Below are 12,941 nucleotides of genomic sequence, written 5' to 3' on the forward strand. Positions count from 1 at the left end.
CTGAAGAGTGATCTCGGCGGCCTTGACGCATCACGTGGTCTCGCCGTCATCATGCGGTATCCGCCGCCGCGCCGAAGACAGCTGCCAGCTTCTCCTGGATTTGCGCGCCGGTCAGGCCCTTGAGGTCGATCTTGCCGATGTTGATGACGAAGCTGTCGAGCCGGGCCTGCACCTCGTCCAGCGACAGGCCGAGGGGGCCGGCAGCGGCCGAGATGGCATCGTAGAACCCGGTGAAGATCAGCGAGAACTGACGTTCCAGTTCGGCACTCGCCTCGGAATATTGCGTGCTGTAGCGGGTGCTGGTCGTGATCCCGAGGAACTTCTTCTTTTTCTGGATGTCGGTGTAATACTGCCCCTGGAACCCGCCGGACATGATGTTGCCGAGCGACTGGGCGCCGCCATAAATGCCCTGGCCGACGACGCTGGTCTTGGTGCCGAACAGCGAGCCGATCAGCTTGCCGATCGCGCCCACGACCCCGCCCAGAATGCCGCCGATCACCGGAATCTTGTCGAGGACCGAGCCCACCTTTTGCATGGCCCCACCCAGGATGGCGGCGGCGCCGGTCGGCTTGAACCCGGTCTGCACGCCGGCAGCGAGGTCCTCGGCGCCATTGGTGCGGATGATGAGGTTGGTGAGACCGCCGATATTGGCCTCGATGCTGCGCAGTGACGCCAGCATGGCGGCCGAATAGCGCATGGTCAGCGTGTCAACTTCGCGCAGGTGGTCAATGGCCTTGGCGATGCTCTCGGACTTGGCTTCCGCGTCGCCGAACACTGTACCGGTGCCCACGTTGGCGGGTTCAGGTTTCGGACCACCACCGCCAAAGGCGCCGCCGATCGCGACACCGAGCGAAGCGATTACCCCGGCCGTGACCGCGCCGGCTGCAATGTTGAGCGGGAACGGCAGCGAACGGATGGCGTTCACGACCGCTTCCACCGCCTTGATGCCGGTGGTGATGATCGAGTTGCCCTGTTCGACACCGGCACGCGCCGTATCGGAAGCGGCCATGGCGGTGTCCGAGGCGACCTTGGCGGTCGTCTGCGCGCCGATCAGCCCGATTTTCACCGCGGCGTTCTTGATCGCGACGGCCAGTTCATAGGCCCGGAAGGCCTTCTCGGCCGCTTCCAGCGCCTGGAAGCCCTTCGAGCCCGCCTTGAAGAAGCCCTTCGCCGCACTGGCGAGATTGCCGTAGTGGTTGATCTCGACGGCGGCCTGCGCGGTGCGCGCTGCGGCATACTGGAACGAGGCGCGGCCGTATTCGCGCTCGGCCTCGGCAATGCGGCGGGTGGCCGCCTCCTGGTCTGCGGCATAGCGGGCAAACTCGGCCGCCACCGCCCCGATCGCTCCGCCGACACTGCCGAAGGCTTCGGCCATGCCTTGTGCAGCCGTCTGCGTCCGGTCCGCCATTTCCTGGAGCGTATCGAGATACTGCTCCTGCTCCTTGAGCCCAAAATCATGCTCGATCAGCTGGGTGCGCGCCGCGCGATAGCGTTCCCAGGCCTCGACCCCGCGCTCGAGCACGATCTGCTCGCGTTCGGCTTCAAGGTTGGCCAGTGCCTGCGCGCGGGCCGACTGGCCCAGCAGCGACACCTGCAGTTCGAGCGGCGCGACGGTCTGGCGCAGGAACTCCGAGGTTGCGAAGGCGCGGGTCGCCTGTTCCCAGGCTTCGCCCGCTTCGAGAATGGCGATGCGTGCGGCGTCGGTCGGGGCCTTGAGCGCCGCCATCGCGACTTCCATCCGCTTGATCTCGATCGGGGTCTTGCCGATCTTCGCCGTTTCCAGCGCAAGATTGGCGGCGAACTCCTGCGCCGCCTGCAGAGCGCGTTCGGCTTCGCTCTCCTCGCGGCGGCTACGGCCGGTATTGCCACGGCCCGCCCGGTCCGAACGGTCGGCCCGGATCCCGGCAGCGTCGGCAGCCAGGCGGTCACGGGCAGCCTGCAGGGTGTTCTCGCGCCACTGGGCCGAGAACGCATCCATCATGCTCATGGCGTCGCCGAACGCCGAGGTGAACTCGTCGCGCACCGTCGCGCCCATGCGGGCGGTCGAGCCGGCAAAGCTGTTTTCCATGCGCGGCAGGGCGACCGTCTCGATCTGGCTAATGGTGGCGAGGCCCACCCGGTCGAGCACCGGATTGACCCAGCTTGCCAGCCAGTTGAGCACGGCGATGGCCTTGTTGGCGAGATACTCGATCCCGCTGATGGCAAGATTGGCGGCGCCAACCGCTGCCTCGCCGATCACGCCAGGCAGCGCCTGCCAGACGGTGCGGATCGCGCCGAACCCGCCGACCCAGCCGGCATAGATCACTGCAATGCTAATCTTGCTGACCTCGAGCACCTTCTGGAACGCCCAGACGGCCCAGTCCTTGAGGGTGGAGAAGACTGGGCCGAGGTTCAGCCCATCGCTGATCGTGCGCCACAGTCCGCGCATGACGTCGCCGGCCGTGATCCCGACCGGGCCCAGCTTCTCCATCTCCTTGGCGGTGAGACCAAGGCTCTGGGCATAGCGGTCGAGTTCGCCCGACTGCTTGACGCTCGACTGGAACAGCTTGAACGCCCCGAAGGCGATCCCGGCCGCCGCGGCTGCTGCGAGCAGGTACGGGTTGGTGAGCGCGGCGGCGGCCGCACTGGCGGCAAGCCCCACCAGAGCTCGCGCCATGCCGCCGATGCCGACACCGGCCTGCATCGCGATCTGCCCGATCTGCGAGCCTTGCTGCATAAACACGGTCATCGGCTTCTGGCCCGAGGCGAGGCTCACCACCATGTCGTTGACCTGGTAGATCAGGTTCTGAACATGGTGGCCGGCAAGCCGCGCGGATCCACCCATGCGGTTCATGCCCCCGGCACCGACCCGTTCCAGCGCCCGGTCCGCCCGACCGGCGGTCGCCACGATGTCGTTCATCGTGCCGCCGACGGCGCGCTTCATGTCCGCCATCTCCTTCTGGAGACGTGCGATGTTGGTGATCATCTCGATCTCGAGGGTGCCAGCTTTCATGAGGCATCCTCCTTTGGTCGGATCAGGGAGCGGAAGGCCTGGGTGACCTTGCGGGAAACGGTGGCGCGGTTCTGGTCGTCAGCGATCGCGATCCAGGGCGCCGGGCAATCGGGTTCTCTGGCATTCTGGCTTTCGGCGACGAACTCGACCGACAGGCGGCGGAGCAGCCGGCAGACCCAGGGCGCGAGCTCCACGCCCATGCATGATTGCCATTGCGCGATCGTGCCCCAAGACAGCGGCACCGGCCCCATGGCGCCGGGTTCGGATGCGCCTATGTCCATCAGGGTATCGATGATCCAGGGCGCCCGGATCGGCGGCATGTCGGGGACGATGCCATCCGCTGTCATGCGCTGCAGGCGGGTCTGCGGATCAGGTTCGCCGGTGGCCTTGCCGGCAGACGACTGGCTAGGCTTCGGCGCGGTGCCGAGCCAGGCCAGTTGCCGGACGTAGAGGCTCAGCTCGCGGCCGAGCTCGTCGTAAAATTTGCCCAGTCATTGATGTGGGCCGCGACCTGGGCGGCGATGAAGCCGATCGAGGGATCCTCGTAGGCCTTGCGGAACAGGGCAGCGCCTTCGAGCCCTTCGGCCGGCGGATACGTGAAATGGTTGAAGCTGACTGTGCAGGCAGCGAGGAACTCGGCCTGTTCGGCGAGCTTTTCCTCGGCGCTCTGGTCCATACGTCCGCGCTTCTTGATCTTGTCGACCAGCAGGTTCTGCTGGCGGGCCTGCGCGCGCTGGTAGATCCGGGTGCCCGGGCCATAGACGGTGATCGAGAGCCGGTTGCCGTCTGCATCATGCAGCGGCGCGTCATCGCCGCCCACCAGTTCCACGGTGGAGGTCTCGGTGGCGGCAAGCTTGGTAATGTCGAACATGGAAGCTATCCCTTGGCTGATGATAGGTGATGAAGAACAGGGGCCGGAACCCGCGGAGGCTGGATCGCCGGCGGATTGGCCGGCCGTGCACCGGGCCGCGCAGGTGGCCTGGCGATTTCGGGACATTGCCTATGCGCATGTCGATCGGCCGAACCCGGACGCTGTAGCCTCGGCACGCGAAGAACTGCTCAGCGCGTTGGCGGCGACAGTGCCGTCACCGCGATGTGCGGATTGTCATTTCTGGAAAGCCGTGCCGGATCAGGATGGCCACGAGCTCGGGCTATGCCGCCGAAATCCACCCTCCTACGAGGGTTGGTCGATGACCCGGGGGCATGACTGGTGCGGGGAGTTCCGGCTTCAGCCCTGACCGTCAGTCAAAGCTCTTTTTCTCATAGATCGTCGCAATAGTCTGGCCGTCCCAGACATAGCAGAGATGTCGTTCCTGCCGACAATTCGACAGGAGCCGGGGCCGGAAGACGGCAACGCATTCTCCGCCCTCATGCCGGACGCTGAGGTATGCGATACCGTTCGAACCACCCTCTCGCAGTCTGGCCGCGAGTTCCTGTGACATGGCGTAGCTGGTGGGGTGATAGTAAACCGGGTGGCTCTCCCGCATTCCGCGAATGTCGTGGAGTTCGGCTTCGAGATCCACGGCGTAGACCCGCATGTCGAGCTCCTGCGCCGGTTCATCAGTCGCAGCAAGGAACCGGACGCGATGGTGACGCGTCTCCGCGACCGCAGTATCGATAATCAGACTGGCGTAGAACACCCCGTAACTGCCGTCAGTGAAACGATCACCCTCAGGATTGAGGTGCGTAAAGGCCGCCATGATGGGCGTGGTCCCGGGTCCGGAAACACGGTCTTCGGGCGGGACGAGGGTGATGTCGCCAACCTCGTCCCGCAGCCGATCGTTGGTCATTGCCTCGATCTGGAACACGGCCTCGAGATCAGCTGGATCCGCCACGGCGTCGAACAGTCCAACCGGCGGGAACCGGCTCGGGACAATCCGATAGCAGGGCCGCCAGCCAAGCTGGACAGTCGGAATTTCAGTCATCCGCGCTGTGCGTCGATGTACTGGCGCACCACGTAGAGGTCAGCGACGTTGCCCGAGGTCATGCGATCGACGGCAGGCCTGCCGCCGAAGATGCTCGCCTTGTTCGGCTTACGGACCCATTCATTGGCCGTTTTCGGCAGCAGGATCTGCAACCCTTTGTAGATGCCCATGACGTAGGAAATGCGCTCCAGGGCATCCTTGGGAATTGCAGCGACAGCACCGCGCTTCCAGGACTGAAAGGTCGACCGGCTGTCCAGTCCCAGGATCCGCATTTGCTCCTGTTCCTTCAGCCCCCAGGCATCGGCAATCCTGAAGAAGGTCCGCAGAGCGGGCCCCGTCAGGTCCTTGCGATCGATCTGTTTGGCGGTCGTAGCGGCCTGCATGGCGCATGCCTCCTTTCACAGCGCCAATATGTTTATTTTCTGATCAGGAGTCAATCTAAGATCAGAAACTGAACATCGTCACGGCGCCAGCACCTCGACGACGCCCACACCGGCCGAATTGGTGGTCAGCTCCAGCGTCACGCTGGCGGTGGTGATCTGATCGACCGAGCCCACGTTGACCTTGAAGCTCATGACCTGCGCCTGGAAGTAGTACTTGTCCCCGTTCTGGGTGGTGACGCAGAAGCTGTGGTCGCTGTCCGAGGTCGATGCGGATTTCAGGAGGATCTGGCCGGCATCATCCGTGTCGAGGCCCACCTGGATGGTCATCGTGCCCTGGTTGAAGCTGCCCTTCTTCTTGACGACACCGCGGCTGCCAACCGGGTTGAAGGTGACGAGGTTGTACTCCCGACCGAATTCGCCGAGGTCCGACACCTCGCCGACCAGCGTCATTGTCAGCGCATTGTAGCCGGTGGAATCGAAGGTCGCAGGAATGGCGGCCGACACCTTCAGGGTGGTGCCGGCGGAAGTCCGAACGGTCATGGCAATGGGTCCTTATGAAGGTGAGGCTAGCCGTGCCTCGTTGAATGAGACGCGGAAATCCTGCGTCTGCATGTGGATGCCGGTCGCCTCGTCGAGGAAATCAGGCCCGGCGGATTCGGTGTGAACGGTGACGTCGGTGAGCCCGTCGATTGCGGGCATCCGGTCGGCTGCGGCTGCCCGGACGGCACGGATGATGGTCTTGGCGGCCGGATAGCTGGCGGCCAGCACCGTGACCTGCACCCGCTCGGTCACTCGGCGTTTCGGGCCCGGAGCGGGAATATTCCGGTCGACACTGCTGACACCCATCAGCGCAATGGCCGGGAGCGATGTGCCTTGCGGTAGGGTGCTGGCCACGATCTGGGCCGCGGGCACGAGAGCCGTCAGCCCGACGTCAGTCACCAGAAGCGTACGGACCGCGATAACCCCGTTCATTCGTCATCGACCTCGAGGGTCGGCGCCTTCAGGTTCCCGATCTGAACCCGGTGGGCGATGTACGCGCCCATGGCGTTGACGGCTTCCTGAGCCTTCTGGTCGAGCGCGGGCCGCAGGAACGGCTTGGCTGCATGGCCCGGGTGCATGACCACGGGGCCGACGAAGTTCTCGCCGATCTTGAGGCTGCCGCGCTTCACCATCTTGTTGATCGTGCCGATACTGACCTTGCGCGGGCCGCGGCGGGTATTGCGCACCGGGCGGTCCTCTTCGGCTACGCTGATCAGGTGTGGAGCAACGCCATATTCGATGAACAGGCCGAGATAGGAGCCGGACCCGCGCAGCTTGACGTAGGAGCTGAGCCGGCTGCCGGCCGTCCGGGTTCCGATTCCGATCGCCTTCTTGAGCTGGCCGGTGCGGACCGGGACATTGGCCTTGGCCTGCTGCTGGATAGGCCTGGGCGTAGGCGGCCAGCGCCGCGCGATCGACCTCGGACAGCAGGCCGATCCGGTGCAGCCAGACGGCGACCCGGTTCCACTCTTCGAGCGCATCAGCGGTCAGATGGGGCGGCGGGGCCGGCAGCGCCGGGATGGTCTTGGCCTCTTTGCGATTGATCGGGCGCTTGCCTCGATTGCCTTCGATCAGCTTGAGATGGGTGGGCTTCGGCTTGGTGCCGGGTTTCATGGCGCATGTCCTTCAACTATGCGTCGTGATCAGTTCGCTCCCACCTTCCGACACCAAGGGCCACGACGATTTTTGGAATTCTGCTCTTTGCTGCTGCCGCCGCTACCGCGCCTTCAGGCCAGACATTCACCTGCACGCCGACCCGGGTATGGGACGGCGACGGTCCGATATGGTGTGCCGAGGGACCGCGTATCCGCCTGTCCGGTATTGCCGCCCGTGAAATGGACGGCAGTTGCAGGCCGAACCATCCTTGCCCGCAAGCATCGGCCGAGGACGCTCGCGATGCCCTTGTGCGGCTGGTTGGCAGACCGGTCGGTGTGTCCCGCGAAGGGCATATTCTTGTTACTGGTCCGGCCATGACCTGCAGATCGCAAGGCAGTGGCGGCGGCGCGCGAACGGCGGCCTGGTGCAATTCCCCCAAGTCTGGCGATTTATCCTGCGCAATGGTCAGGGGTGGCTGGGCTCTGCGATGGGATCGGTATTGGCGGAACCAGCGCTGCTGATTTGGCTGGCGAGCTGAGACGCGAGAGTTCGCAGCGCATGCGCCGCAACCAGGGGGACCACGCCGTTTCCACAGAGCCGAAGCCGGTCCACCCGGTGGGCCAGCCCATCAGCGCCTCGACGAACAGCGGGTTCAAGGTCCGGCGCGTGCCCGAGGTATCTGATCCAGCTGGCGGCATCGTCAGGACCTGGCGGCCAAGCAGGCCGTTCACCGGTACATTGGCAAGACTGGTCGATCCATCCTTGTAGTCCCGGGCCGTCGGCGTCATCCACATACGGCTGGCATTGGTCAGATCGGCAGTCTTGCGGTTGCCCGCACTGGGCTTGTTCCCATCGCTCGCCATCGGTGTCGGCCAGATTGTCGTCGTGCACGGCGAGGATGAACAGGCGCTCGCGCCGGTGGGGAGCGCCGACTTCCGACGCCGTAAACAGTCCTGCCGCAATGATGTAACCCATGTCGACCAGTTCTCGGGCGACTTCGGGAAATCCGAGGCGCAAATGATTGGCGACATTTTCGAGGAACACGATCGGGGGATCGCACTCCCGGATGATCCGGGCGACATGCGGCCAGAGATGGCGCGGATCAGCTTCGCCGAGACGCCTTCCTGCAACCGAGAACGGCTGGCACGGATAGCCCGCAGTGAGGATATCCACGACGCCACGCCATGTCTGGCCGTCGAAGGTGGTAAGGTCGTCCCAGACAGGTGCCGGATCCAGGGCTTTGTTTTCCATCCGCGCCACGAGAGCGGCCGCCGCATAGGCTTCCCGCTCGACGTAACCCACAGTGCGATATCCAGGACAGGCGATGTGAAGGCCGAGGTCGAGCCCACCGGCACCTGCGCACAGGGAGAGGCCGTGCAGGCATGCGTCATCGCGCCCCGGATCGTATCCGGGGGGAGATAGAGCCATGTCATGCACGTTGTTACCGCGGTTGCTCGCTGACGTCGGCGAAGGTTCGCCCATCGGCTTCGAGGGTGGCCACCTGGCCGGTGAAATCCTGCCAACGCTTGATGGTCACATCGACATAGGCCGGGTTGAGCTCGATCGCATGGACCGAACGGCCGGTCATTTCGCCGGCAATGATCGTGGTGCCCGAGCCTGAAAACGGCTCGTAGACCGCCTGGCCCGGGCTGGAGTTGTTCTCGATCGGGCGCTTCATGCACTCGACCGGCTTCTGGGTGCCGTGACCCGTCTCGTTCTTCTTCGGCTTGGCGATATGCCAAACGGTCGTCTGCTTGCGATCGCCGGCCCAGTGACCTCTCGCGCCCTTCTTCACGGCATACCAGCAGGGCTCGTGTTCCCAGTGATAGTCGCCGCGCGAGAGCACGAGCTGGCCCTTGTCCCAGATGATCTGGGAGCGCAGCTGGAAGCCGCTGACGGTGAGGCTGTCACCGACCACGCCGGCGAACAGACCCGCGTGCCAGACATAGGCAACGTCACCGGGGAACAGGGCCCAGGCTTCGCGCCAGTCCGCTTTGTCGTCGTTCAGCACCTTGCCCTTGGCCGTGCCTGCGGCAGCAACGCCAGCCTTCTCGCGCCAGGCTGGATCATACTCCACGCCATAGGGCGGGTCGGTGACCATCAGGTGGGGCGTGATGCCGTTCAGTGCCTTCGCGACGGTGTCGGCATCAGTGCTGTCGCCGCAGACCAGTCGGTGTTTCCCGAGCAACCAAACATCGCCGGGCTTGGCGACGGGCTCGATCGGGGCTTCAGGGATCTCGTCCGGATCTGTCAGTCCCTCGGTCTTCTCGGCTAGCAGCTTCGACAGCTCGTCGTCTGAAAACCCCGTCAGCACCAGGTCGAAGTCGAAACCCTGTAGGTCGCCAAGTTCGACCGCGAGCAGTTCGAGGTCCCAGCCGGCATTTAGCGCCAGCTTGTTGTCCGCGATTACGTAAGCCTTCTTCTGGGCTTCGCTCCAGCCCTTGGCGACCATCGTCGGGATCTGCGTGAGGCCCAGCTTGCGCGCCGCGAGCAGGCGGCCGTGGCCGGCGATCAGGCCGCCGTCCTCGTCGACGAGCACCGGGTTGGTCCAACCCCATTCGCGGATCGAGGCCGCGATCTGCGCGACCTGTTCGTCCGAGTGGGTCCGGGAATTGCGCGCGTAGGGCGTGATCTTGTCTATCGGCCAGAACTCGCTGCTCTGGGCCGGCCATTCCTGAGACATGGCGCTCCTTTGGGTGAGCGCCGTTGTCGGCGCTGTCAGTCGGCCTGTTCGGCCTCGATTGCGAAGTGGGTCACGAAGCCGGTCAGGTAGGGCAGGCCCATGGGGATGCCGGTTTCGCGTGCGGTGCTGCGGCTGATGGTCCAGCCCATCCAGCGGGTGATGGCGGCGTCGATTGCCGGTTCGAGATCAAGGCCGGCGTGGATCCCGTTATGCACGTCATCCGCGAAGTGGCGGCCGTGGCGGCTGTCGAGAAAGTCCCGCACCCCTTCGGCGGTGGCGCCGGTGGCTGTGGCGATCGCCGGGAAGGCGATGCCCCAAGCCGCGTCCGCATCCGTGAACCCGGCGGTCGATCCGCAGAAGCCCCAGGCCTCATTGCGGGTCGGAAGGGTCGAGTTGGTCATCGTGCATCTCCGTGGTTGGCGGAGACGACTAACGCTCTGTTCGCGGACACTTTCCAGTCAAATAGACGGTTTTCCGTCACTTTTCCGGCTTCCACCCCCGGTCGCTAACTCGCGGGCGTGAAAAGTTTGGGCCAGGCGCGGTTTCCGCCCCGCAGGCCCCAGACTTTCGACCCGCCCCCGGGGGGATCAGCCGATCGGCCAGCCATCCGGGCCGGTGCCAACGGTCCGGCGCAGCCCGAACTGCTCGGCTGTGCGAGCCTGGTGGCAGTCAGCGCAGAGGCAGCGGATGTTGCTGTCATCGTCGCTGCCGCCCTTGGTGAGCGGAACGATGTGGTCGGGCACCGTCGCTTCACGAACGTTGCCTCTGGCAGCGCAATCCCGGCAGAGTGGTTCGGCCTGCAGGCGCCGCAATCGCTGAGTGACAGCCCTGCGTCCGCGCAGTCGTTCGGCCATTGGCAGGCCCCTGAAAAGAACAACGCCCGGAAGCTGGTGAGCTCCGGGCGCAGTTCCCAATCCTCTATTTCGGAAGAATGCCCAAGGCTGTCCCAGAAAACAAGGAAAACGGCCACTTTCCGGCGTCATGTCAGCACTTTGCGGTGCGCGTCCCGCGTTATGCCGAACAGGTCCGCGAGCGCATCCAGCACGACCGCGAGGTTCGTCAGGTCGGCCTGCGGCCAGCCTCCCGCATCCTCGTCGAGACAGACAAGGCGGTAGGCAAGCACGCTCGGTGCCTTGCCCGGTGCGTTCAGCCGATCCCGATCGCACTGGTCGAGGACGTCGAGCACGGCGCCGTAGTGTCGCCGCACCTTCTCGACGAGCTCGCGGCTGGGAGGCGTACCGGCACCACCCAATACGCCATCGCTCGCGAGGATGCCCGTTACCGAAGCCGGGAATGGCATCGGCCAGCCCAGAACCGCATGGTGGCGGTGATGGATCTCGGCGTATTTCTGGCCGGCCGCGTATTGCTCCGTGGTGATCACTTCCCCAAAGGCCAGGCGGCCTAGCGCCGTGCCCAGGCGTTCATCCCGAGCCTGACGGGCCGTCACCCCGTAATGGCGCTGCCGGGCCTCCAGCACAGTGGCCATGGTCTCACGCTGAGTCTCTGCAGCACCGGGTTGCACCAGTTTGCCGGAAGGGTGGCGGCGGCCCGCCTTGCGCTTACGACCGCGAGCCATGGGCGCCTCCATAGAGCCGTTCGCCAATTGCCCGGATCGCTTCGCGTTCCGAATGGCTGAGGCGGTGATCGCTGACCGAAACAGCGAGGATCCCGGCCTTCCAGCCATCGCGCTTCAGCTCTTCGCCGTCACGCTGCCGGGCATGGCCGTAGATTTTCGAGATCATGTTCATCAGCCGATCTCCCGCAGGAGGGCGGCGTAGCCGATAACATCGACGACGCTGTCGGCATGGCGGGGATCGTAGGTCAGCCGGGTGAGCTTGAGGTCGATCATGCACAGCGCGACCTGCGCCGGCGTCACCGGTGTCCCGAGCGTGATCGACCAGCGATCCGCAATCGCTCGGAACTGTTCGGCCGGATCGCCGTAATCGTCCCGGCGCTCTTCCAGTACCTTGGCGGTGTGGCCGAGAATGGACCAGCTGGTCATCGTACACCTCCGCGGGTCTCGATGGCCCAAAGCAGGATGGCGATCGCATCGGCCTCGTTGTCATCGACCGGGGCAAAGCCACGCAGGCGCACTGCGTCGATCACGGCGGCTTTGTCGGCATTTCCCTTGCCGGCAATGAACCGCTTGATCGTGCCCACCGGTACGCCCTGGTAGGCAACCAGGTGCTCTTCGCACCAAGAGGTCAGCACGCCGAGCAGCCCGCCGTAGACGTGGGCCGCGTCGGTGCCGACGTGGCGGCGAACTTCCTCGAAATGGATGGCCTCGATCGGCCCGACATCGATGTCGAGCTGTTCGAGCCAGCGGCGGAAGCGCAGGAACCTCATCCCGCCGCCATCGAAGCGGGTGTGCTTGAACGACATGCAGCCGCTCGAGATGAAGTCGTCACCCGTCCGAAGCGCCCAGCCTGTGCTGGTGCCGAGATCGAGGGCGAGCATGGCGCCGCGCATGATCGTGACCGGTCTTGCCGCCGGCGGGGTTGCACTGCGCACTGGCGCAGGCAGAGTCAGGATATCCATGATGATTCTCCAATGGGGATGGATCGTGGTGCGGACGGCGGCGGTTTTGTGCTTGGCGGTACGGACCACCGTCGTCCGGTCTGGGGTGAAGGGTTTCAGGACACCGGCGCCTCCATCAGAACGGAATGTCCGAGAGCTCGTCATCGAGCTGCTCGAGCGTGGTGCGGCTGGGACGGACGCTGACGACCTGCGCACCGGGAAAGGCGTCCTTGGCTGCGGCAAGGATCGGGTGGCAGCGGATGACGTTGGCGATCTCGTCGAGCGCCCAGACCTGGGCTTCGCGGCCGTGGCGCTGGGCTCGGCCAGTATCGCGCAGGTCCCGCACCAGGATGACGAGCCCTTGCTCAGTCTCGAATTCCCACTGGTCGACCGGCAGCGGTTCGCCCATGGCCTCGCGCGCCAGCTGGTCGAGCTTGTCATAGGCCCGCAGCATCGCCTCGCCGTGCTGGCGGACGAGCTTGAGGTTGAACTCCCACACCGCGGCGTTGAACAGCTTGTGCTGGGCGTGGAACCGTTCGGCCCACTCGATCGGCACCAGCATGGGCAAACGCCCGATGCCCCAGCGTTCGTCCATTTCTCGACCGCGCTGGTCGACGCAGTTGATGATGACCTGCATGTCGCTGATCTGGCCATGCCGGGTCGGTGGCGCGCCCTTCATGCGCCCCTCCTTTCACTGTTGAGAATTGAGGCTGACGACGCGCTTGGGCGTTGTCGGAAGCCCTTAGGGGGTATGGGGGGGAAGCGACTGCGCGTTCCGACGGCTTCCGAAAGGGCTTCCGCCGCCT

General features: G+C 65.0%; 18 protein-coding genes and 1 pseudogene. 1 reads left to right on the forward strand and 18 read right to left on the reverse strand.

Annotation, left to right across the window (positions count from 1 at the left end; genetic code table 11):
- Positions 1-49 precede the first annotated feature (49 nt).
- The 8 genes from ACE3SN_RS00295 to ACE3SN_RS00330 all read right to left on the reverse strand — a co-directional run bounded on the left by ACE3SN_RS00295 (position 50) and on the right by ACE3SN_RS00330 (position 6,820).
- Positions 50-2,992, reverse strand: a complete 2,943-nt coding sequence (locus tag ACE3SN_RS00295; RefSeq protein WP_374526732.1) for a phage tail length tape measure family protein — start codon at positions 2,990-2,992, stop codon at positions 50-52.
- Positions 2,989-3,339, reverse strand: coding sequence for a hypothetical protein (locus ACE3SN_RS00300; RefSeq protein ID WP_374526733.1), 351 nt, complete (start codon positions 3,337-3,339; stop codon positions 2,989-2,991). Before ACE3SN_RS00300 ends, ACE3SN_RS00295 begins: the two co-directional genes overlap by 4 nt.
- A 107-nt stretch (positions 3,340-3,446) precedes the next feature.
- Positions 3,447-3,863, reverse strand: coding sequence for a hypothetical protein (locus ACE3SN_RS00305; protein WP_374526734.1), 417 nt, complete (start codon positions 3,861-3,863; stop codon positions 3,447-3,449).
- 370 nt (positions 3,864-4,233) lie between these two features.
- Positions 4,234-4,917, reverse strand: coding sequence for an RES family NAD+ phosphorylase (locus tag ACE3SN_RS00310; protein WP_374526735.1), 684 nt, complete (start codon positions 4,915-4,917; stop codon positions 4,234-4,236).
- The gene (locus tag ACE3SN_RS00315) at positions 4,914-5,300 is read right to left on the reverse strand and encodes an antitoxin Xre-like helix-turn-helix domain-containing protein (protein ID WP_374526736.1); all 387 of its coding nucleotides are present in this window, start codon (positions 5,298-5,300) and stop codon (positions 4,914-4,916) included. Before ACE3SN_RS00315 ends, ACE3SN_RS00310 begins: the two co-directional genes overlap by 4 nt.
- Positions 5,301-5,378: 78 nt before the next feature.
- Positions 5,379-5,840 carry a hypothetical protein gene (locus ACE3SN_RS00320; RefSeq protein ID WP_374526737.1) on the reverse strand — a complete coding sequence of 154 codons (462 nt, stop codon included), beginning with the start codon at positions 5,838-5,840 and terminating at the stop codon, positions 5,379-5,381.
- 12 nt (positions 5,841-5,852) lie between these two features.
- Positions 5,853-6,272: a DUF3168 domain-containing protein gene (locus ACE3SN_RS00325; protein ID WP_374526738.1), complete on the reverse strand. Its 420-nt coding sequence runs from the start codon at positions 6,270-6,272 to the stop codon at positions 5,853-5,855.
- On the reverse strand, positions 6,269-6,820 hold the full coding sequence (locus ACE3SN_RS00330; protein WP_374526739.1) for a hypothetical protein: 552 nt from the start codon (positions 6,818-6,820) through the stop codon (positions 6,269-6,271). The genes ACE3SN_RS00325 and ACE3SN_RS00330 overlap by 4 nt, the downstream gene beginning before the upstream one ends.
- A 213-nt stretch (positions 6,821-7,033) precedes the next feature.
- On the opposite strand from ACE3SN_RS00330, the gene ACE3SN_RS00335 reads away from it, so the two are divergent.
- On the forward strand, positions 7,034-7,456 hold the full coding sequence (locus ACE3SN_RS00335; protein ID WP_374526790.1) for a thermonuclease family protein: 423 nt from the start codon (positions 7,034-7,036) through the stop codon (positions 7,454-7,456).
- Here the strand turns inward: ACE3SN_RS00335 and ACE3SN_RS00340 are convergent.
- The 10 genes and pseudogenes from ACE3SN_RS00340 to ACE3SN_RS00385 form a co-directional block, all read right to left on the reverse strand.
- A complete protein-coding gene (locus ACE3SN_RS00340; protein ID WP_374526793.1) occupies positions 7,385-7,798 on the reverse strand; it encodes a hypothetical protein in 414 nt (137 codons plus the stop codon). The two genes, ACE3SN_RS00335 and ACE3SN_RS00340, sit on opposite strands and share 72 nt — an antisense overlap.
- A 34-nt stretch (positions 7,799-7,832) precedes the next feature.
- Positions 7,833-8,417: pseudogene (locus ACE3SN_RS00345) on the reverse strand (DNA cytosine methyltransferase); the annotation flags it as partial.
- Positions 8,377-9,618 carry a site-specific DNA-methyltransferase gene (locus ACE3SN_RS00350; RefSeq protein WP_374526740.1) on the reverse strand — a complete coding sequence of 414 codons (1,242 nt, stop codon included), beginning with the start codon at positions 9,616-9,618 and terminating at the stop codon, positions 8,377-8,379. The pseudogene ACE3SN_RS00345 and the gene ACE3SN_RS00350, both read right to left, overlap by 41 nt.
- A gap of 35 nt (positions 9,619-9,653) precedes the next feature.
- On the reverse strand, positions 9,654-10,019 hold the full coding sequence (locus ACE3SN_RS00355) for a hypothetical protein (protein ID WP_374526741.1): 366 nt from the start codon (positions 10,017-10,019) through the stop codon (positions 9,654-9,656).
- A gap of 186 nt (positions 10,020-10,205) precedes the next feature.
- Complete coding sequence (locus ACE3SN_RS00360; RefSeq protein WP_374526742.1) at positions 10,206-10,601, reverse strand: HNH endonuclease; 396 nt, start codon at positions 10,599-10,601, stop codon at positions 10,206-10,208.
- On the reverse strand, positions 10,598-11,194 hold the full coding sequence (locus tag ACE3SN_RS00365; protein ID WP_374526743.1) for a hypothetical protein: 597 nt from the start codon (positions 11,192-11,194) through the stop codon (positions 10,598-10,600). Before ACE3SN_RS00365 ends, ACE3SN_RS00360 begins: the two co-directional genes overlap by 4 nt.
- Complete coding sequence (locus ACE3SN_RS00370) at positions 11,178-11,366, reverse strand: hypothetical protein (protein WP_374526744.1); 189 nt, start codon at positions 11,364-11,366, stop codon at positions 11,178-11,180. Before ACE3SN_RS00370 ends, ACE3SN_RS00365 begins: the two co-directional genes overlap by 17 nt.
- A complete protein-coding gene (locus ACE3SN_RS00375; protein ID WP_374526745.1) occupies positions 11,366-11,620 on the reverse strand; it encodes a DUF6378 domain-containing protein in 255 nt (84 codons plus the stop codon). Before ACE3SN_RS00375 ends, ACE3SN_RS00370 begins: the two co-directional genes overlap by 1 nt.
- Complete coding sequence (locus ACE3SN_RS00380) at positions 11,617-12,156, reverse strand: crossover junction endodeoxyribonuclease RuvC (protein WP_374526746.1); 540 nt, start codon at positions 12,154-12,156, stop codon at positions 11,617-11,619. Before ACE3SN_RS00380 ends, ACE3SN_RS00375 begins: the two co-directional genes overlap by 4 nt.
- 115 nt (positions 12,157-12,271) lie before the next feature.
- Entirely contained in the window at positions 12,272-12,814 is a 543-nt protein-coding gene (locus ACE3SN_RS00385) for a hypothetical protein (RefSeq protein WP_374526747.1), read from the reverse strand.
- Positions 12,815-12,941 lie beyond the last annotated feature (127 nt).

Origin of the sequence: Novosphingobium sp., from assembly GCF_041915465.1 — a bacterium.
Classification (GTDB): domain Bacteria; phylum Pseudomonadota; class Alphaproteobacteria; order Sphingomonadales; family Sphingomonadaceae; genus Novosphingobium.